The organism is Rufibacter latericius, assembly GCF_003721515.1.
GTDB lineage: Bacteria > Bacteroidota > Bacteroidia > Cytophagales > Hymenobacteraceae > Nibribacter > Nibribacter latericius.
The window spans coordinates 196,205-219,672 of the sequence record NZ_RJJD01000002.1 but is presented as its reverse complement, the minus strand read 5'-3'; the positions used below and the strand labels follow the sequence as shown (position 1 = coordinate 219,672).

Annotated in this window: 17 protein-coding genes; 6 read left to right on the top strand and 11 right to left on the bottom strand. The window is 49.4% G+C overall.

Features of this window, described 5'->3' with window-relative positions:
• Positions 1 to 81 precede the first annotated feature (81 nt).
• The gene (locus EFB08_RS04825; RefSeq protein WP_123125793.1) at positions 82 to 957 is read left to right on the top strand and encodes an aldo/keto reductase; all 876 of its coding nucleotides are present in this window, start codon (positions 82 to 84) and stop codon (positions 955 to 957) included.
• A 299-nt stretch (positions 958 to 1,256) separates the two neighbouring features.
• On the opposite strand, the gene msrA is transcribed toward EFB08_RS04825, so the two are convergent.
• Positions 1,257 to 1,814: a peptide-methionine (S)-S-oxide reductase MsrA gene (gene msrA, locus EFB08_RS04820; protein ID WP_123125792.1), complete on the bottom strand. Its 558-nt coding sequence runs from the start codon at positions 1,812 to 1,814 to the stop codon at positions 1,257 to 1,259.
• A 295-nt stretch (positions 1,815 to 2,109) separates the two neighbouring features.
• Here msrA and EFB08_RS04815 point away from each other — a divergent pair, with 295 nt between their 5' ends.
• On the top strand, positions 2,110 to 2,580 hold the full coding sequence (locus EFB08_RS04815) for a DUF1622 domain-containing protein (RefSeq protein WP_123125791.1): 471 nt from the start codon (positions 2,110 to 2,112) through the stop codon (positions 2,578 to 2,580).
• A 112-nt stretch (positions 2,581 to 2,692) separates the two neighbouring features.
• Here EFB08_RS04815 and EFB08_RS04810 read toward each other — a convergent pair whose 3' ends face one another.
• On the bottom strand, positions 2,693 to 4,543 hold the full coding sequence (locus EFB08_RS04810) for a serine hydrolase domain-containing protein (protein WP_227006220.1): 1,851 nt from the start codon (positions 4,541 to 4,543) through the stop codon (positions 2,693 to 2,695).
• A gap of 327 nt (positions 4,544 to 4,870) precedes the next feature.
• Between EFB08_RS04810 and EFB08_RS04805 the strand changes: the two genes are divergently transcribed.
• On the top strand, positions 4,871 to 5,353 hold the full coding sequence (locus tag EFB08_RS04805; RefSeq protein WP_123125790.1) for a DUF4126 family protein: 483 nt from the start codon (positions 4,871 to 4,873) through the stop codon (positions 5,351 to 5,353).
• A gap of 102 nt (positions 5,354 to 5,455) precedes the next feature.
• On the opposite strand, the gene EFB08_RS04800 is transcribed toward EFB08_RS04805, so the two are convergent.
• The 4 genes from EFB08_RS04800 to thpR form a co-directional block, all read right to left on the bottom strand.
• A complete protein-coding gene (locus EFB08_RS04800; protein WP_227006219.1) occupies positions 5,456 to 6,310 on the bottom strand; it encodes an MBL fold metallo-hydrolase in 855 nt (284 codons plus the stop codon).
• A gap of 197 nt (positions 6,311 to 6,507) precedes the next feature.
• Positions 6,508 to 7,200 (bottom strand): LuxR C-terminal-related transcriptional regulator, encoded by a 693-nt coding sequence (locus EFB08_RS04795; RefSeq protein ID WP_123125789.1) that lies wholly within the window; start codon positions 7,198 to 7,200, stop codon positions 6,508 to 6,510.
• A gap of 225 nt (positions 7,201 to 7,425) precedes the next feature.
• Positions 7,426 to 8,040 (bottom strand): pseudouridine synthase, encoded by a 615-nt coding sequence (locus EFB08_RS04790; RefSeq protein ID WP_227006218.1) that lies wholly within the window; start codon positions 8,038 to 8,040, stop codon positions 7,426 to 7,428.
• A 137-nt stretch (positions 8,041 to 8,177) separates the two neighbouring features.
• Positions 8,178 to 8,729, bottom strand: a complete 552-nt coding sequence (gene thpR / locus EFB08_RS04785) for an RNA 2',3'-cyclic phosphodiesterase (RefSeq protein WP_123125788.1) — start codon at positions 8,727 to 8,729, stop codon at positions 8,178 to 8,180.
• 557 nt (positions 8,730 to 9,286) lie between these two features.
• Here thpR and EFB08_RS04780 point away from each other — a divergent pair.
• The 3 genes from EFB08_RS04780 (at position 9,287) to EFB08_RS04770 (ending at position 11,435) form a co-directional block, all read left to right on the top strand.
• Positions 9,287 to 10,174 carry a helix-turn-helix domain-containing protein gene (locus EFB08_RS04780; RefSeq protein WP_227006217.1) on the top strand — a complete coding sequence of 296 codons (888 nt, stop codon included), beginning with the start codon at positions 9,287 to 9,289 and terminating at the stop codon, positions 10,172 to 10,174.
• A 75-nt stretch (positions 10,175 to 10,249) separates the two neighbouring features.
• Positions 10,250 to 11,017, top strand: coding sequence for an MBL fold metallo-hydrolase (locus EFB08_RS04775; RefSeq protein WP_123125787.1), 768 nt, complete (start codon positions 10,250 to 10,252; stop codon positions 11,015 to 11,017).
• Positions 11,018 to 11,207: 190 nt separating this feature from the next.
• Entirely contained in the window at positions 11,208 to 11,435 is a 228-nt protein-coding gene (locus tag EFB08_RS04770) for a hypothetical protein (RefSeq protein WP_123125786.1), read from the top strand.
• A 142-nt stretch (positions 11,436 to 11,577) separates the two neighbouring features.
• Here the strand turns inward: EFB08_RS04770 and EFB08_RS04765 are convergent, their stop codons facing one another.
• From EFB08_RS04765 to EFB08_RS04745, 5 genes are all read right to left on the bottom strand, one after another.
• The gene (locus EFB08_RS04765; protein WP_123125785.1) at positions 11,578 to 12,114 is read right to left on the bottom strand and encodes a DUF2911 domain-containing protein; all 537 of its coding nucleotides are present in this window, start codon (positions 12,112 to 12,114) and stop codon (positions 11,578 to 11,580) included.
• Between the two features lie 149 nt (positions 12,115 to 12,263).
• Positions 12,264 to 16,496, bottom strand: coding sequence for a malto-oligosyltrehalose synthase (gene treY, locus EFB08_RS04760; RefSeq protein WP_123125784.1), 4,233 nt, complete (start codon positions 16,494 to 16,496; stop codon positions 12,264 to 12,266).
• 616 nt (positions 16,497 to 17,112) lie between these two features.
• Positions 17,113 to 18,951 (bottom strand): malto-oligosyltrehalose trehalohydrolase, encoded by a 1,839-nt coding sequence (gene treZ / locus EFB08_RS04755; RefSeq protein WP_123125783.1) that lies wholly within the window; start codon positions 18,949 to 18,951, stop codon positions 17,113 to 17,115.
• Entirely contained in the window at positions 18,944 to 21,091 is a 2,148-nt protein-coding gene (gene glgX / locus EFB08_RS04750) for a glycogen debranching protein GlgX (RefSeq protein ID WP_123125782.1), read from the bottom strand. The genes treZ and glgX overlap by 8 nt, the downstream gene beginning before the upstream one ends.
• Positions 21,092 to 21,389: 298 nt before the next feature.
• The gene (locus tag EFB08_RS04745) at positions 21,390 to 23,042 is read right to left on the bottom strand and encodes an NADP-dependent glyceraldehyde-3-phosphate dehydrogenase (protein ID WP_123125781.1); all 1,653 of its coding nucleotides are present in this window, start codon (positions 23,040 to 23,042) and stop codon (positions 21,390 to 21,392) included.
• Positions 23,043 to 23,468 lie beyond the last annotated feature (426 nt).

Here is a 23,468-nt window from a genome sequence, read left to right as displayed (position 1 = left end):
GTTTCCTTTGAGTAACAGGATTCGTACAACTTCTTTTCTGTGAAGAGGGTACATCAGGAAATCATCTAATCAATTCAGACCATGGCAGAAACACCAAAAACATACACGCCTACTTTTAGCCTTGGGGCAGATCTGGAGGTAAACAGAATGGGTTTCGGGGCGATGCGCATCACCGGCGAAGGCATTTGGGGACCTCCTAAAGACCGCGAGGAAGCCATTCGAGTGCTTCAGAGAACGGTAGAACTGGGCATCAACTTCATTGACACCGCCGACTCTTATGGGCCCAATATCTCTGAGGAACTCATTGCCGAAGCCTTGTACCCTTATCCCCCCGGATTGGTCATCGGAACAAAGGGAGGTTTACTGCGCACCGGTCCTAATCAGTGGCCAATCAATGCCAGACCAGAGCACCTGAAGGAGGCACTGCAAGGAAGTTTAGAGCGCCTGAAACTTGATAGAATAGATTTGTACCAACTGCACCGGGTAGATCCAGAGATTCCGTTTGAACAGACCCTGGAGTTTCTGCAGGATGCCCAGGAACAGGGATTGATTAAACACATCGGTTTATCTGAGGTGACCATTGACCAGATTCAGCAAGCCCAGAAGTTTGTAGAAGTGGTCTCGGTGCAGAACATCTACAGTTTTGACAACCGTAAATGGGAAGCCGAACTCATGTACTGCGAAGACAATGCCATTGCCTTTATCCCCTGGTATCCACTGGGCGGTGGTAACCTGAAAGCAATTGAAACCCTGGAGCAGGTTAGCCAGAAATATGAAGCCACTCCGCACCAGATAGCCTTGAGTTGGCTGCTGCACCGTTCCCCTAACATCCTGCTCATACCCGGAACCTCCAAGGTGAAACACCTGGAAGAAAACTACAAAGCCGCTTCCATTCCCCTTTCTGAAGAAGACTACGAAGCCTTGAATCAGGTTGGTTCCGATACGTTTACCAGTTAACCTGTATCTGAATGCCGCAGAAGGATGAAAATGGGATCTGTTTATTTAACGGTAGTTCAATGCTTAATTTGTTTTAGAACTTGTTTCCTGAATTAAGCCGTAAAACAAAACATATTTTAATCATCTGTCTTAATAGTAAGCATTGTTTTTAATGAAAGGCTACACAAAAAGAGGAGCTAATAAATAGCTCCTCTTTTATATTTAACCATCTCCTTGTATATAACTACAAAGCATTAATAATCTTTAAAGGTTAGGTTTTACCTTCCCTTAAATCCCAATTTTGCTAGAAGGAAAGACTCCTATTCTTGGTCTTTTTTCCAATTTCGCTCTAAAAACCCCGCCCTCCCTGATCCTACAAAATAGCGGCCGTAATGCCCCGGGTGTTTTTTGTAGTAGTCTTGGTGGTATTCCTCTGCAGGGTAGAAAGTTACAGCCGGAAGGATGGGTGTCACGATGGGGCTTTCAAAAGGTCCGTTGAGCTGGATTGCTTTTTTAGATTCCTCGGCTTGCTGCTTCTGTTGTTCTGAGTGGTAAAAAATAGCGGTCTTGTAAGAGGACCCGCGGTCCCCGAATTGTCCACCGGCATCGGTTGGGTCAATGGATTGCCAGAAGATATTCAGGATTTCGGGGTAAGAAATCACCTCGGGGTCAAAGGTAACTTGCACGGCTTCGTAGTGACCAGTGGTTTCTGAGCACACTTGTTCGTAGGTTGGGTTAGGTACGTGCCCGCCGGTGTAACCCGAGACAACTTCTACCACGCCATCATATTTGTGAAAGGGTTTTACCATGCACCAAAAGCAGCCGCCCGCAAACGTAGCGAGTTCATATGTTTTATCTTGTTGCGTAGAATCTTCCATGGAGTTCTTTTTTAAGAATAGTAAAGGTAATCCTGTAAACTCATTCGTAGCCCTTTTGTTGCAGAGAAGGTTTTAGCCCCATTATCTTAAAGAGCCATTCAATATCCAGCAGGTGTAGTTTTTTACTTTTGAAGCGGTTTTCTGAAAATAGCCTTAAAACAGATTTTCTATTTGCCTGTATTCGGTAGGATGGTGCCTTTCTATTACCCATTTAAGTCGTTCAAAAAGGCAGGAGCAGCCAATCTTTTTAATTGCCGTTTAAGGAGAAAACCTGGTTCCTAAACCTTTAACGTCTATGTACTACCTGTTACAAGCCGCCGCTGCTTCTTCAAGTTCAGAAACAAACTTTGGCAGGATTGAAGAAACGATAATCCAGGGAGTGCAGGCCTTGAAACTCTTCATTGAAACCATCGGGGCTTTGATCATAGGCGTGGGTGTGTTGATTGCCTTGTTCTACATTGTGAAGGGGTTGGTGCCTCCGCAGGTGGAGAGTTACAACAAAATACGTCTGGTGCTGGCCCGATACCTGGCCTTGGCCCTTGAATTTCAATTAGGTGCCGATATCCTTTCTACGGCCATTGCGCCCAGTTGGGACCAGATTGGTAAACTGGGTGCTATTGCCGTCATCCGGACGGCGCTCAACTACTTCCTGGCTATGGAAATGAAAGAGGAAAGATCAGCCTCCGAAGATCCAAAAGATGATAGGTCCATGGTACCCGAACCTCAGGACAAACCAAGTCCTCCCGCCCCAAATAAAAACCTTTAATCTGGGACTTCCTTCCCGTTTAGGGTAAGTCATTTTACCCCTTCTTTTACGAAAACAAGCCCAAAGCGAAAATGGGTTCAGCGCCTATGGTGCTTCCGCTTTAAGCCTGTTTTTACAATTTCAGGGCAGAAACTTTATCAGCTTTTTGGAGGGAAAGGTAGATGGCATCCAGAATGCGTTGGCGGGTTTTAAGTGTGATGAGTTTGTTGGAAACTTTAGGGTGCACCCGGTTTGACAGGAACACATACACCAACTCGTTTTTAGGATCTACCCAAACACAGGTTCCGGTGTAGCCCGTATGGCCGTAGGTTTCAGGAGAGGCTAGGCGGGCCGGGTAACGTTGGGTGGTATCTGGGTCCCAGCGGTCAAAGCCCAATCCGCGCCGGCTCACCGCCGACTGTTTGCTGGTGAACAGGTGCACCGTTTCGGGTTTGAGGTACCTTTTACCGCCGTAGGTGCCTCCATTTAAAAGCATCTGGTACAGAATGGCCAGGTCGTTGGCGGTGGCAAAAAGGCCTGCGTTACCTGAAACCCCTCCCATCCGGGCTGCTCCGGGGTCATGCACCTGACCTCTCAACAAAGTTTTCCGGAAAGTGGCATCAAACTCGGTGGGCACAATGCGGCCCTGCGGGAATCGGTTTAAAGGAAGGTACCCGGCAGTCTGCATCCCCAGGGGTTTATAGAAGTTTTCCGAAACAAAGGTATCGATGGTGGTGTGCGCCTGACGCTCCACTACTTCCTTCAGGAAATACATTCCCACGTCGGCATACACGTATTTTCCCTTCGGAGTCATTTTCGCATTCAGGATTTTCGGCCAGATGATTTCCTTGTAGTAATCTTTCCGGAGGTAAGCACTGTCAGAAGCTTTAACGGTAAATAGGTCTGATGGGGAAGTGCTCACGTATTCCTTCGGGAGAGGCAAATACACGCCCGCCGGAAGACCAGTTTGATGGAGCAGCAAATCCCGGAGGGTCATTCCAGCCTTGTTGGTATTTTTGGCAGTTGGCACATAGGAGTTCACCGAGGAGTCCAGGGCGAGTTTCTGCTGGTCATAAAAGTTCATGACCGCCATGGTGGTAGCCGATATCTTGGTCACGGAAGCAACGTCAAATAGGTCGGTGATCTGCGTGGCCTGAGTGTTGTCATAGGTGTGCGACCCGTAGGCTTTCTGGAAGATCACCTTTCCGCTTTTGGCCACCAAGACCACAGCCCCAGGGGTAGCCTGTTCCTTAATAGCCTCCTGGACAATGGCATCAATGGACTGATGTAACTCCGAGGTTTTGATGCCGGCATCTTCGGGCACGCTGTATTTCAGGCGAGTGGCGATTGTTTTAAACCCAATGCCTTTCCTGAACCGGGTTGAATAAGTTTGGAGAAGGGTGCCGGTGGCCGGAACTCCACCAAAAACCACCTGGGCGGCATTACTGGCTGCAGCCGGTGATTCCTCCCTCGACCAGAGGATGGGAGCCGTAATGGAATCTGCGAGGGGCAACAACTCAGGGTTCCCGAAAATCACCAGCACCAGTTTCTTTTGGCGCTGCAGTTCCAGTAGCAAATCAAGATTACGCCTGTTTTCCAAAGCGGAGGCGCTCGCCTGCACCATCACCGTCTGAAAAGAACTTAAATCTTCTAAAAGCCGGGCGAAAGAGGCTTCCTGGGCGTAAGGCTCGGCGGGAAAGGCGCTGACGGTGGTGTATTTGTTGGCTAGGCTGTCAAACTGGGCGGCATGCTGCACCTCCAAGGACACGCTGGCCATCTTCTGTTCCAGGTCTTTAAGCGGAATAATACTTCCAGGGTTTTGAAGCAAAACCGTGTTTTTGGCGGCTTCCTGTTGCTCCTGCAGCCATTCTTTGCTGCTCTTGTTTTCTTTTCTCTGGGCCATGGTGCCACAGGAGAATCCTGCCATCATAACCAGGGTCAGAAGAAATCGGGTGGTATGGATTTGGTAAGCTTTTGAATACATGGGAGGTAAATAGGCCGACAAAGGTACCCTTCGTCTTTTGGCCCCGCTTTGTGAATATTCTTCTAAGGTACGCCACTGCCTAAAAAGGAGCAAACCCGAGGTTCTTTCCCTAAACCAATTTTTAGAGGAAGGTCAGGCTTAAGGTGTACGGTTTTCTCTCTTAACTCATTATTGCGCTTCTTATTTGATCTTCGCTGCAAGGAAATTCTCTACGTTTTGGAAAGGTATTTAAACCTAAAAAGGTGTTTATACCAAGATGAACCTGTTCCAAAGGCAGGGTTCTTACGTATATCTGTTTCAGATTCTTTTCACTAAAACTAAGAAGATATGAACCTTACTCCCTCCACTTCCAACCAAAAGGCGCTTGCTTTAGGGGCCGTCGCTGGCATGCGGGCCATGACTGCCCCGGCAATTCTGTCTGACCACTTTGCTGAATCACCCTCTCTGCTGCTGGATGGCTCCAATATGAACTACTTCCAGAAATCAGGGGTGGCAACGGGCATGAAAGTCCTGGCTGTGGCCGAATTGATAGGCGACAAATTGCCTTTCACCCCCAAAAGAATTATCCCCATGCAATTGATTCCGAGGGTATTTTCTGGGGCATTGGTGGGAGCAGCTATCGCGGAATCTAACGGCGACAGCAAAATCACGGGTGGTCTATTGGGAGTGGTAGGCGCTTTGGCCTCCACCTATGCGTTCTTTTACCTCCGGAAGAAATTACGCAAAGCGACTGGCCTCCCCGATGCAGCTTTTGCTCTGATGGAAGATGCCCTGGCCCTGAAAATGGGAACGGCAGCCCTGAAGATGTAAATCGGGAATTACCATAAACACGAAAAAAGCAGCTGGCCTTTTATAGGAAGTCCAGCTGCTTTTTGTTTTGTGCTTATTATGGCAAAGCTAGCCGCAAAGCCCTTACTCCTGATCGTTCACAAACTTGCCGTGCTTTGGTATAGCAATGGTATCAAACTCCTGCACCAACTTCCGTAAACCTTGGGTAAGCGCCTCCCCTTCCATGTATTTGCCGTGTCCGGGTACCATGAGTTGCGGCTTCAAGGCCTCCAATTTCCTAACCGATTCCCAGGCGGCTTGCCAGTCTATGGTTAGGTAGCGGGGCGGTCCCTGGATTTCTTCTACCTGCATCAACACCTTGTAAAAGGAATCCTGCTTAACGGTAATGACCGCGTCGGCAGAGATAAGGGTTCTATCTGATTCCCTGAAAAGGGCTACCTGTCCCGGCGAGTGACCCGGAACGAATACCCAATGCCAGCCTGGAAGCACCGGAATGCTTCCGTCTTCGGGCAAGGCTTTCAGGTTCGCTTCGCTGATGTTGATGGGTTCGTTGGGGTAAATGGAAGAGATTTTAGCCAGCATCCCTCCTTCCACGGTGCCATCTGGCTCAGGGTACGCCTGCTGACCCGTTAAGAAAGGAAACTCCAGCGGATGGGCATACACCGGTACCTGCCAATGTTCTAGGAGGCCTACCAGCCCGCCTACGTGGTCAAAATGGCCGTGGGTGAGAAAAATGGCTGCTGGCTTAGCGTTTTCCCCAAAGATACTCTCGGCTACTTCCTTGATTTCCTCTGATGACTTTGGCATGCCGGCATCTACCAATACCCAGTGCGCGGAATCCCCAATCAAAATGAAATTGACGATCTGGTTTGTATAGTAATAGACATCTGGGCGCACCTGCCAGGCTTTGCCCGTTGCGATAGATGTCATGGGAATGAATTTGTTGTCCTTGCTTTGGTGCATGTTAGAGTCCATCATCCGCTTGGGTTAGTTGAATTTTTCTAAACGCCCCCTCCTGAAAAGTGTTTCAAGTAAGCCTTTCCATAAGGAACCCAGAGGCAAACGGATGATCTTGTTTTAGCGCCAAAAAGTAGAAAAGGCCCAAAACCTGGAAAGTGTTTTAAGTCGCCTTTTTGAAAAAGAGCCTTAAAGCGGAAGGTTCCTTCTACTAATCCTTACCCCAAGCCAGCCTCTTTCGCCAGTACCACCAGATCGGCTACGTTGGCGGTTCCCAGGCGGGATTGTATGTTTCGGCGGTGGGTGTTCACGGTATGGATGCTCAGGAAAAGCTGATCGGCGATGGCTTTGGAGCTAAGCCCCTTGCACACCAGGTTCAGGATCTCGATTTCCCGCTTGCTTAAGCTTTTAAACAGAAGCTCGTTTTTGTGTTTCAGGTTTTCCTGCAGGGCGGCAATCAGTTGTTTCTCGGTGTTCATCCGGGGGCTCATGTCCACATCCACGCATAGGATTTCCTTTACCTTTCCCTCCTCATGGTGCGAGAAGGCTTTAGCCCAGCCTATAAACCATTTGTACTCCTGCCTCTCTTTGTGCTTGGCCCTGAACACCCCCCCGAACTCAGCACCGGTAAACTCCTGGTAGTGGGAAATACTGTTTTCTGGTATGTTCAGATCCTCTGGGTGGACAATCTTTTGCATGTATTCCAAACCACCCATTTTCCTGATTTCCTCCAAGGAATATCCCAGGGTTTCTTCGTTGGTTTTATTGCACCAGACCACTCCTTGCTCCAGGTCGGAGATATAAATGTTGGCGGGCACTTCATGGATGATTCTCTCTAAATAAGCACACCTTTCCTGCAGTTCCTGCACTCGCTTCTCCAAGGCTTCTACTGAGTTGAAAGAGTTATCCATATAAATTTAATATTGAATTAAGTAAAATTATGAAGTGTGATATAGTTAAACGTAATGTACTTTATTTATCCGCAATAATAAGGCAATTAATAGGAATGTTTAATTAGTATAAGTTCCTGTTTTATCGAATAAATACTTAAATAACAACACTATTCAAAAAGGATGTGTTGGTTTAAAATAGAAGATCCTGTTGACTAATTAATTATAGTTCTGGTAAGCTTAATTCTATTTTTTTAGGATCAGGGTAGACTCAGCTTGTAGGGCAAACTGCTGAACTTCTTTTACTTGCCCTGAACCCAGACCATCCAGGCGAATCTCTCCAATCCTCACCCTGATAAGACGCAACGTAGGAAACCCCACGGCAGCCGTCATTTTCCTGACCTGCCGGTTCTTACCTTCGGTTAGGGTAATGGAAACCCAACTGGTAGGGCCATGCCGGTCACTCCGCACCCTTCGGGAACGCTCGGGGAAATCTGGTGCGGCTTCTAATGGGAAGGCTGTACAAGGCAACGTGAAGTACGGTTGCTTTTCGTGGGAAATCTCAATGCCGCCTTGTTGGAGCCGCTGAATAGCCTCGGGGGTGATGAGGCCGTCTACCTGGGCATAATACTCCTTCTCAACTTTCCGGCCGCGTACGTATTCACTCATTTTACCATCGGTGGTGAGCAAGAGCAATCCTTCGCTGTCCTGGTCTAACCGCCCGATGGCCATTGTTCCGGCCGGAAAATCATACAAGTCACCCAGCAGTTTCTTGTTCTTCGGGTTCCCGATGAATTGACTCAGGTAGCCAAAGGGTTTGTGCAGGATGAAGTGGCGGTGCGAAATCTCGGGTTCAGGCAAGGGAAGAGGAATTATGGCGCTAATTTGGGGAAAATAGGGCAGAAACAGAAATCAGGGAAAATCCTGTCTTTAGCAAGTTTCTTTTTAACACTTTTCTTTAAATCAGACCGTAAACTGCGCCACGTAATTTTAACTCTTTAGGGATGGGTTAAGGGAAACTCCTCAACAATAGTGTAAATGGGATGCGGCGAAGCCAATTGCGACTGCCACAAAGCGAAGGAAGAAACCGGGTACAGCACTTCAGACGGAGGTGTGATGAGGGGAAGGTCTTTGGGTACAGCTCCTTCCTTTTTGAATCGGCTGAGCGTCACGTGCGGGATAAACTTCTCCTGTTTGGGCGGCGCTGGGGAAAGGGCCTGCGTTAGTTCCTGACTGAGCTTTGAAAATGCCTCGTTTTGGCTAAACCGAGCCCAAATCAGACGCGGAGATCTGGGCTTTGGTCCGGGTTCCAACTGCTCCAGGGAAAGGGTGAACCGAGAATGCCGTTGGGCTACCTGCATCAACGTTTGCCTAATGTAGGTATCCTCCGTCATGGGCACGTTCCCGATGAAGTATAGCGTAAGGTGCAGGTTCTGCTCTGGTACTTGCCTGATAGCAGGGCCTGTATACGCTTCTCTGGCTTGAACTAAATAGGATTTTACATTCTCTGGTAAGGAGGCAGCTACAAATAAACGGATATTGTCATTCATGGGACCAAGCACTTAAAAGGGGAACATACACCTACACGCATACGTCTAAACCCATAAATACAGATAAAAAACACTCTGCCAGCTTCTTCTAATTTATATTGAGGAACTGGCTACGTGACAAGAGTTCCTCTGGATGGTTTAAGCCTATGCCTGAAGGATTATAGGTTAAGCCCGAATAAATTACAGAATTTCTCTATTTAAAATTGTTCTGCAGCCTATTAGCAATTACCTGTATATATAATTCCCAAAGGAGCACTCTTTGTAAAATGGAGGCTTTAAATATAAATCTCTATTAATTACTTTTTTTGATTCTAAATTGGTTTCCAAAAAATACCCCGTAAACGGTATTACCTCTTCTCCTTTTAGCTACTTTCACTCATTTCATATTAAAAAAAGGCTTTATGAAGTAGCCCCTATTTTGAGAACAGAAAACACCAAACCTAAGAATGTCCCGCCTCAAAGGTTAAATTGCCTTAGTGAGCGAAGGAAGTAGTGGAAGATGCTTAACTTAAGTAGTTTTGCGTCTTTCTGACATATGTATAGGAAAGCAGCAGGCCTTGAAAAACATCAAATTTCATAAGACGGAGTGCGGGGTTGAGCTACTGCTAAATGTTGGCTCTGGGCAGGAAATGCAGCAGATTAACCCCAGTTTCAATATCTATGATTCTGGCCTGTACACCACCGACTCCTTTGAAATTTACTTTTTCAAAAAGGCCAGCGGCTATGTGGTCCTCAACCAACGGAAGATTCAGATACGTGACAACACTATTCTGTTTATGTCCCCTTTTCAGAAAAGGCAGTGGAAACTGGATGCAGGTCTGTTAAACTACACGTTCCTGATCTTCCAGGAAGATTTCCTGAATGACTTCTTCGCTGATAAACTGTTCACCTACCGGCTGCTCTACTTCTACCAACTGGATCATCCGCTAGACCTTAGGGTTCAAAGCGAAGAATTGGAAAGCATCTGCGCGAAACTGACTGAGATCAAATCAGAACTCGTGCACCCAAAACTGGACAGCGAGCACCTCGTTCGTTCGCTGCTGTATTATCTTCTCCTGAAACTTAACCGGGAATATGCCACGCACAACAAGCTGCCCCTGGAGAAACCCGAGAACAACTATGCGTACCAGTTCAAAAAACTCATAGAACAGCACGTTAAGGAGAAGCAACGAATCAACGAATATGCCGCACTTCTTGGCATCAGCCGGATTACCTTAAACAAAGCGGTGCAGGCCCAGTTCAATGTCACGGCTGCGCATTTGTTGAAGCAGCGGCTGGTCTTCGAGATAAAAAACTACCTGATCCATTCCGACTTGACTGTCAATGAAATAGCGGAAGTCCTACACTTTTCAGAAGCTAACCACTTGATGCGCTTCTTCAAAAACCAAACCGGCCAAACTACCTCTGCCTTTCTGAGTGCTTATCAAAATGGTAGTAGTTCCTGATTTTTTGGTAGGTCTTGGCTCTATTTGGAGATCTACCTTTGTGCCTGATGTACAACCTAGTATAAAAAGAAAGACATGCAGTCAAGTGCCACCATACAGTTAGTCAGAAACGCCACCCTCCTCTTAACCTATGCCGGAAAGAGGCTTTTGGTAGATCCTATGTTCATGCCCAAAGACACCATTGATCCCCTGGCCGGTAAAGCCAGAAACCCGATGGTGGAGTTACCCATGGCGGTGGAGGAAATAACCCAAGGCCTGGATGCCGTGCTGGTCACGCATACCCACCCCGACCAATTTGACGCAGTAGCAAATGAATTGTTAGAAAAGTCTATCAAACTATTCAACCAACCAGCCGACGAAGCCTTCTTCCAGAAAGGGCAGTTCACCAATACTGAGACAGTACAGGAGTCAACGGCCTGGAACAATATTACCATTCATCGGACCGGCGGCCAACACGGTAGCGGTGAGATTCTAAAGCAGATGGGCACCGTGTCGGGGTTTGTGTTTCAAGCGGAAAACCAGCCTACTATCTATATTGTGGGCGACTGCATCTGGACGGAGGAAATTGAGCAAACCATCGAGCGCTTCAACCCAGATGTGATTGTGATCAACTCGGGAGGCGCGGCTTTCCCGGGTTTTGAAGCCACTCCCATACTTATGAATGAAGCGCAAACGCTTTCCCTGCTCCAAAAAAGCGGAGATGCCAAAGCCATTGCCGTGCACATGGATGCCCTGGACCACTGCCTTACCACCAGAGAGAGTCTGACACAGATGTTGAAAGAAAACAACATCGGGAACGAAAAAGTGATCATCCCTCAGGATGGCGAGACTATCACATTATAGAGAGAAGGAGAACTCAACCCTTCCCTTTTTTAAGAAATAGGCTGATGGAAGCACAGTAATATGGTGACTTCCATCAGCCTATTTCCGTTTCTTTGCCGTTGGGTTCGTGCTGCTTCGCCTCAACTACCACCTACCACATTCGTAGAAAGAGAACCCTTTTCGGGAAAACACTCACTAAACAGAAGAAATCATGGCAGAGCAAGATAAAAAAGAGCAGGACCCAAACCCCACCACCGGAAAGCAGAGCGAGGCAGATCCGCATGCTACCTACAACCCAGACACCGAAGAACTGCGGAACAGCGCGTCATCCTCTACGTATGATGCCGGTTCCTCGGGGAATACCGGACACGAAGGTTTCCTTTCCCGACAGGACGAGGATGATCTGAAAAGCCGGACCAATGAGCCTGAGAACCGGTAAATCACTCCGTACGTTTTAGAACCCTTTTACGTAAAAAGGCCTAAAAACGAGAAAGCCATAGCAAGATGCTATGGCTTTCTCGTTTTTAAGTATGTCAGAATCTCCTTTACAAAGGATACTGGTACTACCTTTCTACTGGTTTCTATTTGATGGCAACCGGAACTTCTAGGTTCTCCCACACCAGGGAGAAGCCTTGAGGAGTAACGTTATATGCCAAACGCTCATTCATTTTAGCGGCTTTCTTTGGAGTTGCGCTTACAGTTAACACGTTGTTAGCAGGATCAAAGTTGGCGCCTTCGCGGTTGGTTCCCCACTGGCCGGTTTGCGAGTTGAAGATGATTTGCCATTCTTTCTCGCCAGGTACCATGAACAAGCTGTACTTACCCGCCTTCAGGGCTTTGCCTTGCACCATGATGTCTTTGTCAGTAGTGAAAGTAGTGGCTTCATTGGCTCCTGCTCTCCAGGCTTTGCCATACGGCACCAGCTCTCCCCACACTTTCCGTCCTTTCACCGACGGACTGCTGTAGGCAATAGAAATGTTGGCGGCACCCACTTTCCCGGTAGCTGTAGCGGCTGGGCTGGCTTTAGGCTTAGGAGCATCCTGGGCAAACACCGAGGTGGTCATGGCTAACAGGAAAAGAACTGTTAGTACTAAGAAGTTTTTCTTTGGGGTATTCATAGTTACAAGATATTAGTTACACCTTTAAAATTACAGGTTTTTACTTCTAAACGAAATCTTAACTGATTATTGCAATCTGCACCAGAAAGGGAAAGCCATGGAAGTTTATTTCCCATGGCTTTCCCTTTTTAAATGAGTAGGTCTAGTGCTTAATCCCTGTTATACAATTTCGTCCATTCCTTCAACTGGTGCTCGGTATCCTTGGTGATTTGGCCCGGCATGAGGCGCCACCCCCAGTTGCCCTCTCCTTTACCTGGAGTGTTCATGCGGCCGAGTTCGTCAATACCCAACACGTCTTGCAGCGGCAGAATGGCCGTTTTAGCCACGGATGCATAGGCCAGACGGGCGAAAACCCAATAGATATCGTCTTCTCCCAGGGAGCGGCCCACGTAGTGCTCAATCTGCTGGTGGAATTCTTTGCCTTCGTTGCGGTACCAACCCAAAGTTGTGTTGTTGTCATGGGTACCGGTGTAGGCGATGAAGTTTCGGGCGTAGTTGTGCGGCATGTAGGCGTTCTGCGGCATCTCGTCGCCCCAGGCAAACTGCAGGATCTTCATGCCCGGCAGGTTGAAATCATCGCGCAGTTTCAGCACCAGATCATTGATCTCACCCAAGTCCTCAGCAATGAACGGTAAGCTACCCATTTCCTTTTCCACGAAGGTGAAGAAATCGGCTCCTGGCCCCAGCTTCCATTCGCCTTTCTTGGCGGTAGTTTCTCCGGCGGGTACTTCCCAGTAATCGGCGAAGGCCCGGAAGTGGTCCAGCCGCACCAGGTCATACAGCTCCATGTTCTTGCGCAGGCGGCCAATCCACCAGCTGTAGTCCTGTTCTTTGAGCACGTCCCACTTGAACACCGGCATGCCCCAGAGCTGCCCATCTTCAGAAAAATCATCGGGTGGTACGCCCGCTACGCCGGTCATGGTACCTTCTGAGTCCACGGCAAAGATGTCGCGGTTGGCCCACACGTCTACGCTGTCATAGCTGATGTAGAACGGCATATCGCCGAACATCTGTATGCCGCGGTTGTTGCAGTACGTGCGGAGGCGCTTCCATTGTTTGTTGAAGATAAACTGAACCCACTTGATTTTCTCCAGCGCTTCGGCATTTTGACTAATCAGCCGTTCCATGCCCTCGGTGTGGCGGTGCTTGAACTCCTCAGGCCACTGGAACCAGGCGCTGCCCTCGTGCTTTTCTTTAAGCAACACAAACAACGCGAAGTCATTGAGCCAGCTCGCTTCAGAGCCTACATAATCAATGAACTGCTGCTGCAGCGTAGGGAAATCGCCGGCCTTGAACGTCTGCCAGGCCTTTTCCAGCAATTCGTCTTTCACGCGCTGGGCCTCCACGTAATCTACGTTGCCCGTCTGCGGCAAATGGTACTGCGCCAACTCTTCTTCTTGCAGCAAGCCTTCGCGGGCCAACACCACCGGACTGATGAGCAGCGGGTTGCCGGCGCGGCTGGAGATGGAGCTGTACGGCGAGTAGCCCTGCCCCGACTCAATAGGGTTAAGCGGCAGCAACTGCCAGTATTTTTGGTTGCTGGCGTGCAGGAAATCGGCGAATTTACGCGCCTCAGGTCCCATGTCGCCAATCCCGAAGGCTGATGGCAGCGAGGTGATGTGCAGCAGAATACCAGCGCCGCGTTCGTTCTGTGCCCGCAGTTTGAGCATGGCCAGCGGGAAAATCCCGAATAAATCAGCCACGCTGAGTTCATGCGCATAGTTGCCGGTGCTCCGGATGAGCGTGTCTTGCCAGTCTTTGGGGGCGTCTTCCGGGATGATGACTTTGGTGTCTTTCCAGTCGATGTCCTGCAGCGTTTCCACGCCTTGTGCTTTGGCCAACGCCGCCAGGTGCAACGGCACCGCTATTACGTACCAGGTCTGCAGGTGCTTCCGCACAAAAGCCAGCACATGGTCTTTGTGTTCGCCTTCTACCGTCAGCGGCAGGTACTCGCCTTTGGCGAAGAGATCCGCATTATTTTTGCGTTCGGTAAAGAGCGTGCGGGTGAGCCACAGTTTGATGCGGGCATCATAGCGGTTCTCCCAGAGGTTCTCCCACAAGACATCCTGCTTGTTCAGGTCATAGTCGTTGAGTTCCTCCAGCCAGGCTTGTCGTTTTTCGTAGTTCACCGGACGGCGGTTGTCTGGGTCTACGAGGCTGAAGTCCCACAACTCGGTGCCCTGATACACATCCGGGATGCCCGGCGTAGTGAATTTCAGGAGCACCTGGCTCAGCGAGTTTACAATCCCGAAGTCAGTTGTTTTAGCCCTGAATTTTTCAAAACTGGCCCAAAACGGACGGCTCTTGTCCAGCAGTTTCAAAGCAAAAGCTTTGGTCGCGGATTCGTAGGCCTCGTTAGGAGTGGTCCAGTTGGAGTTGACTTTGGCTTCGCGCAATGCCTTTTGTAGGTACTCCTGCACGCGGTTCTCAAAGTCATCTTCGTCCTGGCCCGGCATTGGGAACGCGCCCAGCAAGGTCTGGTAGATGAGGTATTCGTCATTGACACTGGGGGCGTCGTTCTGTTTCAGGTCTTTGTTTAGTTCGCGCCATTCCTGCACGGCGGCGGTCCATTCTTCGGGTAGTTCGGTGAGCACGTTCAGGCGGGCGCGCACGTCTTCGCCGCGTTTGGTATCATGCGTGGAGGTGCCGTTGATGGCCAGCGGCCACTTCTCCTTTCGCTCCAGCATGGCCGTATGAAACTCCTCAGCAGTCATCCCGAAGGCTTCCGGCGCATCGCCCACCTCGTTATGCCCGATGAAGCGGTTGTAAGTGTACATGATGGTGTCTTCCACCCCTTTGGCCATGAGCGGACCACTGAACTGCATGAGGCGCTGGTAAAACTTGAGGCCGCGGTCCTGGTAGGTATCGTCCTCCCCTTCCGGCGCAACGCCTAACAGGGTTCTTTCCAGCAACTCCACAGCTCCGGTCATTTCGGGCTTATTTTCCCGAATCCGGTTGAAAATCAGCTGCACGGCCTCGGCTTCTTCGCCGTCCAAAGGCATCTGGTTTCCGTAGTAGCGGTACACCGGGCACTGGATCAGGAACTCACCAATGGCGGCTTTCAAGGTTTGCGGCTCCACGCTGCTTAGCACTTCTTCGTCTACCAGGCGCTGGTGCAGGAACAGTTGGTACAGGTTCTCCAGCTCGCCGCCCATGTGTTCGTTCAGGATGTAGGCTTTCTTCTCATGGATTTGCTCCTGCACTTCAGCACCCTCGCCCACTAGTTGATGGTACAGCGCGTTGAAGCCTTCCTCACCGGGTTTATAAGTAAACAAATTGTTCACCAACGACAGGAAGTCATATCCGCTGCTGCCCTGAATTGGCCAGTTTTTAGGCAGATCCTCACCTGGTTCCAGAATTTTCTCTACTACAATGTAGGTCTCTTCTCCGGCCAACTCACGCAGTTGCTGCAGGTAACCGGTGGGGTCATACAGCCCATCTACGTGGTCAATGCGCAGTCCCTGGAACACGCCTTCGTCTTGCAGTTGCTTAATGTATTGGTGGTAGGTGTCAAACACCTCGGGATCCTGGATGTTGAGGCAGATCAGTCCGTTCACGGTGAAAAATCGCCGGAAGTTGATCTGGGAATCGGTTTCCTGCCAGTGGCAGAGTTGGTATACCTGCTCCTGGGTAAGTTGCAGCAGGCGCTCTTTGTCTTTGTTGAACGCCTCCAGACTTTTCTCCACAGAGGCTTGCACCACCTCATTCTTCATCAGCGACGTTAGCTGCTGACGGAACTCGTCCCACTTCAAGGAAAAGCTTTTCGGATCCTCTTCATTGTGGACTTCTTCCATAGAAGCCAGCAATTGGTCTAAGGCCTGGTTTCCTTCTCCCTCTCCTTTCAGCAGAGTTTCATACGACCGCAGGTTCAACGGATAAGCGCTGTCATAGTACTTCAGCACCAGGCGCATCTGCTCCTCGTCAAAAGCCACCTGCAGCTCGCCGTTTTGCACCACTTCTTCCAATTTCGCCCCTAAAAACGGCACCATCACCCGCCCATTATAGAGCGTGCTCGTCCACCCAATGTCAAAGAAGTTGTGGTACTGGCTCAACGGTCCTTTCTCCAGCACATCCATGAGCCAGGGGTTGTTGGGATGGTAGGCCATGTGGTTGGGCACGATGTCCTGCAACCAATTGATGCCGTTTTCCTTCAGGTTCCCGCTCACGGTTTTTAACTGTTCCTCGGTGCCAATCTCGGGGTTCACGCGGTGCGGATTCACACCGTCATAGCCATGGGTGCTGCCGGGCGTGGCTTCAAAGATGGGCGAAGCGTAGATGGTGCTCACCCCTAATTTCTGTAAATATGGAATAACGCGCTCAAAGTCTGAAAAGGTGAACTCCTTGTGAAACTGCAAGCGGTACGTCGCGACAGGGTTATGCATAGGTTACGGTGTGTAAGTGTTGTGTATAGGAAGTGGGGTATAGGAAATTCTCCGTGGCTTGTCTTTTTTTTGGTGCCATTTGGTGTACGGCAGTTTTGGCCGGTTTTACGGAAAACAGGCTAGAAAATGTTATATAAATTTCCGGCTTTGTTTATCCTTTGCTTTTGATGCTGGATTAGCCTTTGAGAAGTAGGTAACAAAGGACGTTTACCACAGCAAGATTTTGCTAGCTAATGTGCTTATAACTAGCCTATTAAGGGCAACCACAAGGGATTGCCCCTACACTTTATATACTTTAGCAAATTTGAGGGGAGAGGTAACTTTTGGCTGGCTACGGTTCCAGTTTGTAACTGCCGTGAACCTTACCCAGAAGCTGGGGTCCGCCAGTTACAAATTGGCTGTATTTCTACCCAACATGCCCCTACATGACGCAAGATTGAACGTAGTGGTAACTTGTGGCTTTCCTTTATGGCCAGTTTGCAACTGGCGCCAGTTGCAAACTGGCAATTGTTTCTACTCCAAGTTACCGCTGCGCTTAAACTTGAAGTATGGAAGGTATAAAGCGTTTAGAGGCTAATTCTTTGAAAACAGCCCATAAACGCTTTATCCATTTTAATTAAGCCTGGTACAACACTATGCTTTCTGCTTGCACAGTTACTTCCGTACCTCCAGAGACAATTGCTTCAGCGGCTTGGGGTCCGTTCCATTCAGGGGCGGCAGAATCAAGCACCACCTTCCAGGTTTTGCCTCCGGTGGGCAGGCTCATGGGTTGTGGGGAGACGTTGAAGTTCATGAGGCAGAGAATCTGTTGATCACCGTGCCAGCGACGGAGGGTAAGCGTTTTCTTAGCCTCATCACAGGAAACTTCCACGTTTTTGCGATCCAGATTTTTCAAGGCTGGTAGTTCGCGGCGCAAGCGCAGCAGGGTCTGATAGTACCGTAACATAATTTGGTGCTGGCCTTGCTGTACCAGGTCCCATTGCAGTTTGGAGTTGTTAAACGTTTCCTCGGACATAGGATCTGGAGCTTCACCCTGGGCGTGGAAAGCGGCGAACTCGGCTTTGCGGCCTTTGCGTACAGCTTCGGCTAAATCTGGGTCTGTGTGGCTTACGAAATACTGGAAGCGGTTAGGCTCTGCGTACTCCTCACCCATCCACAGCATAGGCAGGTAGGGACTAAATATGACGCTGGCGGCGGCGAGTTTCTGCATTTCAAAACTAACCAGTTCGCCCAAGCGCTCGCCCAGCATTCGGTTACCTACCTGGTCGTGGTTCTGGGTGAAGACAATGAACTGCTGGCCGGGGTTGTGTTCAGCTTTGATGCCGAAGGTTTTGTTCCGGTGGGGGGAGAACTGTCCGTCATAGACATAGGCATCTTCATAGGCTTTGGCCAGGTGCGCGATGCCGCTGAAATCTGAGTAGTAGCCAGTGTCTTCGCCTGTCATGGTTACACGCAGTGCGTGGTGGAACTCGTCTACCCACTGGGCATCCATCCCGAAGCCTTGCTCTTCCAGCGGGTTGATGAAGCGTGTATCATTAAGGTCCAGTTCCACAATCATGTAGTGTTTGCGGCCGGTGGCCTCCATGAGCTCGTTCACGTGCTGCTTCATTTCGCGCAGAATGTGATTAGGGCTAAAGTCTTTAATGGCGTGTACGGCGTCCATTCGCACGGCATCAATGTGGAAGTCACGGAACCACATCAATAGGTTCTCTGTGAAGTAGCGGCGCACGCCATCGCACCAGGCATCGTCAAAGTTGAGGGCTGGTCCCCAAGGCGTGTTGTATTTGTCAGTGAAGTAATGGCCGTACACACCCAGGTAATTGCCTTCTGGACCTAAATGGTTGTAGACTACATCCAGAACCACCGCTAAGCCTTTTTGGTGGCAGGTATTGACCAGGTGTTGCAAGGCTTTGGGCCCACCATAAGAATCCTGTACCGCGAAGGGGAATACACCGTCATAGCCCCAGTTCCGGTCTCCGGGAAACTGCGCCACGGGCATTATCTCTATGGCGTTTACCCCCAGTTCTTTGAGGTAGTCCAGCTTTTCTTCCAGGCCGGCAAAGGTGCCATTTTCTGTGAAGGTGCCGGTGTGCAATTCATACAGCACGTAGTCCTCCAAAGGCAGGTTGTTCCAGGAATCATCCGTCCAGTTGAACTTCAGCACATCTAAGGCTTGTGAAGGGCCGTGCACGCTTTGGGGCTGAGAGATGGAAGCCGGATCTGGGTATTCCTGCTCTTCGTCAATGCGGTATTTATAAGTGTCGCCGGGCGAGAGTTGGTCAGTGGTTTCATGCCAGTAGCCGAACTCGCCCTGGCGTAAGGGAATAATGGTGTTGCCCTCGTTCAGGGTTATTTCTACCTGCTCTGCTTTGGGAGCCCACACCAGCACCTCGGCCAGTCCGTTACTGGTAAAAGTGACGCCTAAAGACCTTTTGGTGACATCTATTTTATTCATGCGGATGATTAAAAATAGGGTTCTTCAAAACTAAGACAGATCGACCCTCCACGTAAAAGGACTCGCCTGCTTTGTAGGTGGTGGGGTTTTCCGGCTCTACCTGGTCCCGGAAAGTATCTACTACCACCGTCCATTCTGCCCCATACTTTGCATTTGGCGCATGGAAAACGATAGAATCATGGTAGGCATTGAAGATCACGTAGAAGGAATCATCTAATACGACCTCCCCTTTGGGCCCGCGGGAATGTACTCCGCGGCCGTTCAGGTACACGCCCAAGGATTTAGCATGGTCTTGTTCCCAATGCTCATAGGCCATTTCTTCTCCGTTTGGCAGGAACCAGGCAATATCCTCTACCCCGTGGCCTTTGATTTGGCGTCCCTGAAACCACCGGCGGCGGCGGAAGACCGGGTGGTTTTTCCGGAAATGGATGAGCCTCTTGGTGAAATCCATCAATTTAGTATCAGCAACAGGCCAATTAACCCAGGAGATTTCGTTGTCCTGGCAGTAAGCGTTGTTGTTCCCGTTCTGGGTGCGGCTCATTTCGTCACCGGCCACCAGCATGGGTACGCCCTGTGATAAGAACATGGTAGTGAGGAAATTTCGCTTTTGACGGTTTCTGAGGTCTACCACCCACTGGTCCTCGGTTGGGCCTTCTACTCCGCAGTTCCAGGAGCGGTTGTGGTCATCTCCGTCTTTGCTGTCTTCGCCGTTCGCCTCGTTGTGTTTCTCGTTGTAAGAAACCAGGTCATGCAAAGTGAAACCGTCGTGCGCAGTAATGAAATTGATGCTGGCGGTTGGCCGGCGGTAATCATCATAATATAAGTCGGAGGAACCGGTGAACCGGTTGGCGAACTCGGCCAGCATGCTTTCCTCGCCGCGCCAGAAGTCACGCATACAATCGCGGTACATCCCGTTCCACTCGGTCCAGCCCGGCGGGAAGTTCCCAACCTGGTAGCCTCCCTCACCTACATCCCACGGCTCGGCTATTAGTTTAGCCTGGGAGATTATGGGGTCCTGGTGGATGATATCAAAGAAGGAACTCAGTTTGTCAACCCCGTGCAGTTCACGCGCCAGCGCTGAGGCCAGGTCAAAGCGGAAGCCGTCTACGTGCATTTCGGTGATCCAATACCGCAAACTGTCCATGATGAGGCGGAGTACGCTGGGCAGGTTGGCATTTAACGTATTACCCGTACCGGTATAATCCATGTAATAACGTTTGTCTTCTTCTACCAGCCGGTAGTAAGAGGCATTGTCTACCCCTTTGAAAGACAAGGTGGGGCCTTTCTCGTTCCCTTCGCCGGTATGGTTGTAGACCACATCCAGAATGACTTCAATGCCGGCTTTGTGTAGGGCTTTCACCATGTTCTTGAACTCGGTCACCTGCTCACCCAATACGCCGCTGCTGGAGTACCGCACGTCTGGCGCGAAGAACCCTATGGAGTTGTAGCCCCAATAATTAGTGAGTCCTTTTTCCTGCAGGTGCCAGTCGGTAATAAAGTGGTGCACCGGTAGCAATTCAATGGCAGTGATGCCCAAATCCAAAAGGTACTGGATAGTGATGGGATGCCCTATTGCCGCGTAAGAACCCCTGATTTCTTCGGGAATGTCTGGGTGCATTTTGGTGAAGCCCTTGACGTGCGCTTCATAAATGATGGATTTATGATAGGGCAGCTTGGGCAACTGATCATCTTCCCAATCAAAGCTGGGATCAATGACCACGGATTTCGGGATGTAGGGAGCGCTGTCTAGGTCACTGTAACTCAGGTCCTCGTCTTCATGGCCAAACTTGTAGCCGAACAAGGATTCATGCCAGTTAATGGTACCAGCAATAGCCTTGGCGTAAGGATCGATCAGTAATTTATTAGGGTTGAACCGATGGCCTAGTTCCGGTTCGTATTCGCCATACACGCGGTATCCGTAGAGTTGGCCGGGCTTCAGTTCGGGTACATAGGTATGCCAGACTTCGTAAGTCCGTTCCTCCATTTTGAACCGGGCAGATTCTTTCTTAGACTCCGGGGTATCAAAAAGGCAAAGTTCCACTCCAATGGCATTATGGGCATACAGGGCGAAATTCACCCCGTTTCCGTCCCAGGTGGCTCCTAAAGGAAAAGGGCTACCCGGATAAGTGATAATGTTCATGGGTTTTTGAGGCTTGTCAAGCTCAAGGTCAAGTGTTTGAATATTTTCCATCGCGTACCGTCTACGCATAATTGTAAATTAGGTATGAGGCTTTACAAAGGAAATATTCAAGAATGTATAAGTTCAGATATTTATACCTAGAGCGGTGTTTATACTAAGGAAATTCATAATCAAAGAGTTATAAGAAAAAATAAGGCAAAACGCACCCCTAAAAAATTTCCCTTTAGGTAAAGACATAAAAAGAAAAGCCGCCCCAGATTTATCCAGAGCGGCTTAAAGGCTGTTTTTCAGAAAAGACCTAGAAAATGAACTTGGTGGAAAGGAAGTTAGATTCGCCTTCGCTCACAATCTGGTTCAGGAGCTGTTTGTTGTTATCGTTGAGTTTGGCGGCTACCAGTGACCGGATGGAAAACGAGCGGAGGGCATCTACCACCGAGAGGGTTCCTTCGGCGCTGTCTTTGCGGCCGGTGAACGGAAACACATCGGGTCCGCGCTGGCATTGGCAGTTGATATTCACACGGCTTACCTGGTTCACCAGCGGATCTATAAGAGAGGCCACCTCGCCGGCATCCTGGCTGAAGATGCTCACTTGCTGGCCGTGGGTAGACTCTATAATGTATTGGATTGGTTCCTCCAGGTCATCAAAGGCCACCACCGGAATAAGCGGCCCGAACTGCTCTTCGCGGTAGAGTTTCATTTTTTCATTCACCGGGTACAGGATGCCTGGGTACACAAACGACTCAAAGGCTGTTCCGCCTCCTGGGTTCACCACCCGCGCTCCGTTTGCCACTGCGTCATCAATGCATTCTTTTAAATAGGCAGGTTTGTGTGGCTCTGGCAACGGCGTTAAAGCTACCCCTTTCTCCCAGGGCATGCCGTACTTCAGTTTGCTAACCGCTTGGGTAAGTTGCTCCAGAAACGCATCTACTTTTGACCGGTGCACGAAAATAATCTTCAAGGCCGTGCAGCGTTGCCCGTTAAAGGAAAGGGAACCCAGCACAGTTTCGTCCACGGCTAGTTTCAGGTCTGCGTTCTGGGTGATAATGGCGGCGTTTTTAGCGTCTAATCCTAAAATGGCCCGTAAACGGTTTACTTTAGGGTGCAGCTTCTTTAGTTCATCGGCCACCTTGCTAGACCCGATGAGCGTAAGCACATTTACATGACCCGACTTCATAAGAGCCGGCACGATGGCATGTCCTCGGCCATAAACGGTATTTACCACGCCTTCGGGGAAACAGGCTCTGAAGGCTTCCAGCAGCGGATAAAACAAAAGGGTACCGTGTTTAGGCGGCTTGAAGAGAATGGTATTACCCATGATGAGCGCCGGAATAAGCGTGGTGAAGGTCTCGTTCAAAGGATAGTTAAAAGGGCCCATACACAACACCACCCCCAAAGGCGAACGGCGCACTTGTGCCACAATGCCCTGCTCAATCTCAAAGCGGGAACTCTGGCGGTCTAGGTTCTTGAGAGCGTCTATGGTAGCGTAGATGTATTCCACGGTGCGGTCAAACTCCTTCACCGAATCTGCCCATGATTTGCCAATTTCCCACATGATGAGTTTCACTACCAGATCTTTCTGGCCGATCATCTTCTGGGTGAAGTGTTCTACGCACTTGATGCGTTCGTCTACCCCCATGGTGGGCCACTGGCCCCGTCCGTTGCCATAGGCGGTCACGGCTGCCTCCAAAGCCTCTAACGCTTCCTTCTCAGTACAAACCGGGTAAGACCCGATGAGCTTGCGTTGGTACGATCCGTCGGGCTGTACAAAGGCAACCGGAGAATACACGTCATGGGCCGGGCCGTTCCAGGCCTTCATGAACCCGTTGGAAAGGTACTCGCGCTGGTGCACCTCACCAGGCAGTCTGTACTCCACGGGAACATCTGATTCAGACCCGAAAATGGATCCTAAAGCTTCCACCGTCACCTGGCCTATTTTCTCATCTACTTCCATAAAAATTCCATTCTTGTTATGGGTTTTGAACAATGTGATAAACCAATCTTAAGGATTATTGAACCTTGCTCAAAATTTAATTTTTACTTTTATCGATTTTTCAACAAACAGGCCATTAATTAATAATTTTTTCCATTAATAAAATTTAATTATCAAATTTTAAACATAAATCAGCCTAACTGTTGTTTGTTTAACAATTTTACATCGAATTTTCAGGTTCCTTCCGGTTGAGGATAAAAGAACTCAAAATGAAAAAAATAATAAATTTTATTGGAGCGTGAGGATGGACGTTTCTATATTGACAACGTTATTCTTCTTTGCCAACCAGGTTATTTAATTTGAAGATATAAGTGCTAACATGCTCATTCTTAAAGCTTCGTTTCCAAGCCTTGAGCATAACAGAAAAGCCTGTGCAACTTGCCATGC

Excerpts from the sequence above, each read along its gene's own strand:
- EFB08_RS04825 (WP_123125793.1), top strand. The coding sequence starts at position 82 with ATGGCAGAAACACCAAAAACATACACGCCTACTTTTAGCCTTGGGGCA.
- msrA (WP_123125792.1), bottom strand. The coding sequence starts at position 1,814 with ATGGAAGATTCTACGCAACAAGATAAAACATATGAACTCGCTACGTTT.
- EFB08_RS04815 (WP_123125791.1), top strand. The coding sequence starts at position 2,110 with ATGTACTACCTGTTACAAGCCGCCGCTGCTTCTTCAAGTTCAGAAACA.
- EFB08_RS04810 (WP_227006220.1), bottom strand. The coding sequence starts at position 4,543 with ATGTATTCAAAAGCTTACCAAATCCATACCACCCGATTTCTTCTGACC.
- EFB08_RS04805 (WP_123125790.1), top strand. The coding sequence starts at position 4,871 with ATGAACCTTACTCCCTCCACTTCCAACCAAAAGGCGCTTGCTTTAGGG.
- EFB08_RS04800 (WP_227006219.1), bottom strand. The coding sequence starts at position 6,310 with ATGATGGACTCTAACATGCACCAAAGCAAGGACAACAAATTCATTCCC.
- EFB08_RS04795 (WP_123125789.1), bottom strand. The coding sequence starts at position 7,200 with ATGGATAACTCTTTCAACTCAGTAGAAGCCTTGGAGAAGCGAGTGCAG.
- thpR (WP_123125788.1), bottom strand. The coding sequence starts at position 8,729 with ATGAATGACAATATCCGTTTATTTGTAGCTGCCTCCTTACCAGAGAAT.
- EFB08_RS04775 (WP_123125787.1), top strand. The coding sequence starts at position 10,250 with ATGCAGTCAAGTGCCACCATACAGTTAGTCAGAAACGCCACCCTCCTC.
- EFB08_RS04770 (WP_123125786.1), top strand. The coding sequence starts at position 11,208 with ATGGCAGAGCAAGATAAAAAAGAGCAGGACCCAAACCCCACCACCGGA.
- EFB08_RS04765 (WP_123125785.1), bottom strand. The coding sequence starts at position 12,114 with ATGAATACCCCAAAGAAAAACTTCTTAGTACTAACAGTTCTTTTCCTG.
- treY (WP_123125784.1), bottom strand. The coding sequence starts at position 16,496 with ATGCATAACCCTGTCGCGACGTACCGCTTGCAGTTTCACAAGGAGTTC.
- treZ (WP_123125783.1), bottom strand. The coding sequence starts at position 18,951 with ATGAATAAAATAGATGTCACCAAAAGGTCTTTAGGCGTCACTTTTACC.
- glgX (WP_123125782.1), bottom strand. The coding sequence starts at position 21,091 with ATGAACATTATCACTTATCCGGGTAGCCCTTTTCCTTTAGGAGCCACC.
- EFB08_RS04745 (WP_123125781.1), bottom strand. The coding sequence starts at position 23,042 with ATGGAAGTAGATGAGAAAATAGGCCAGGTGACGGTGGAAGCTTTAGGA.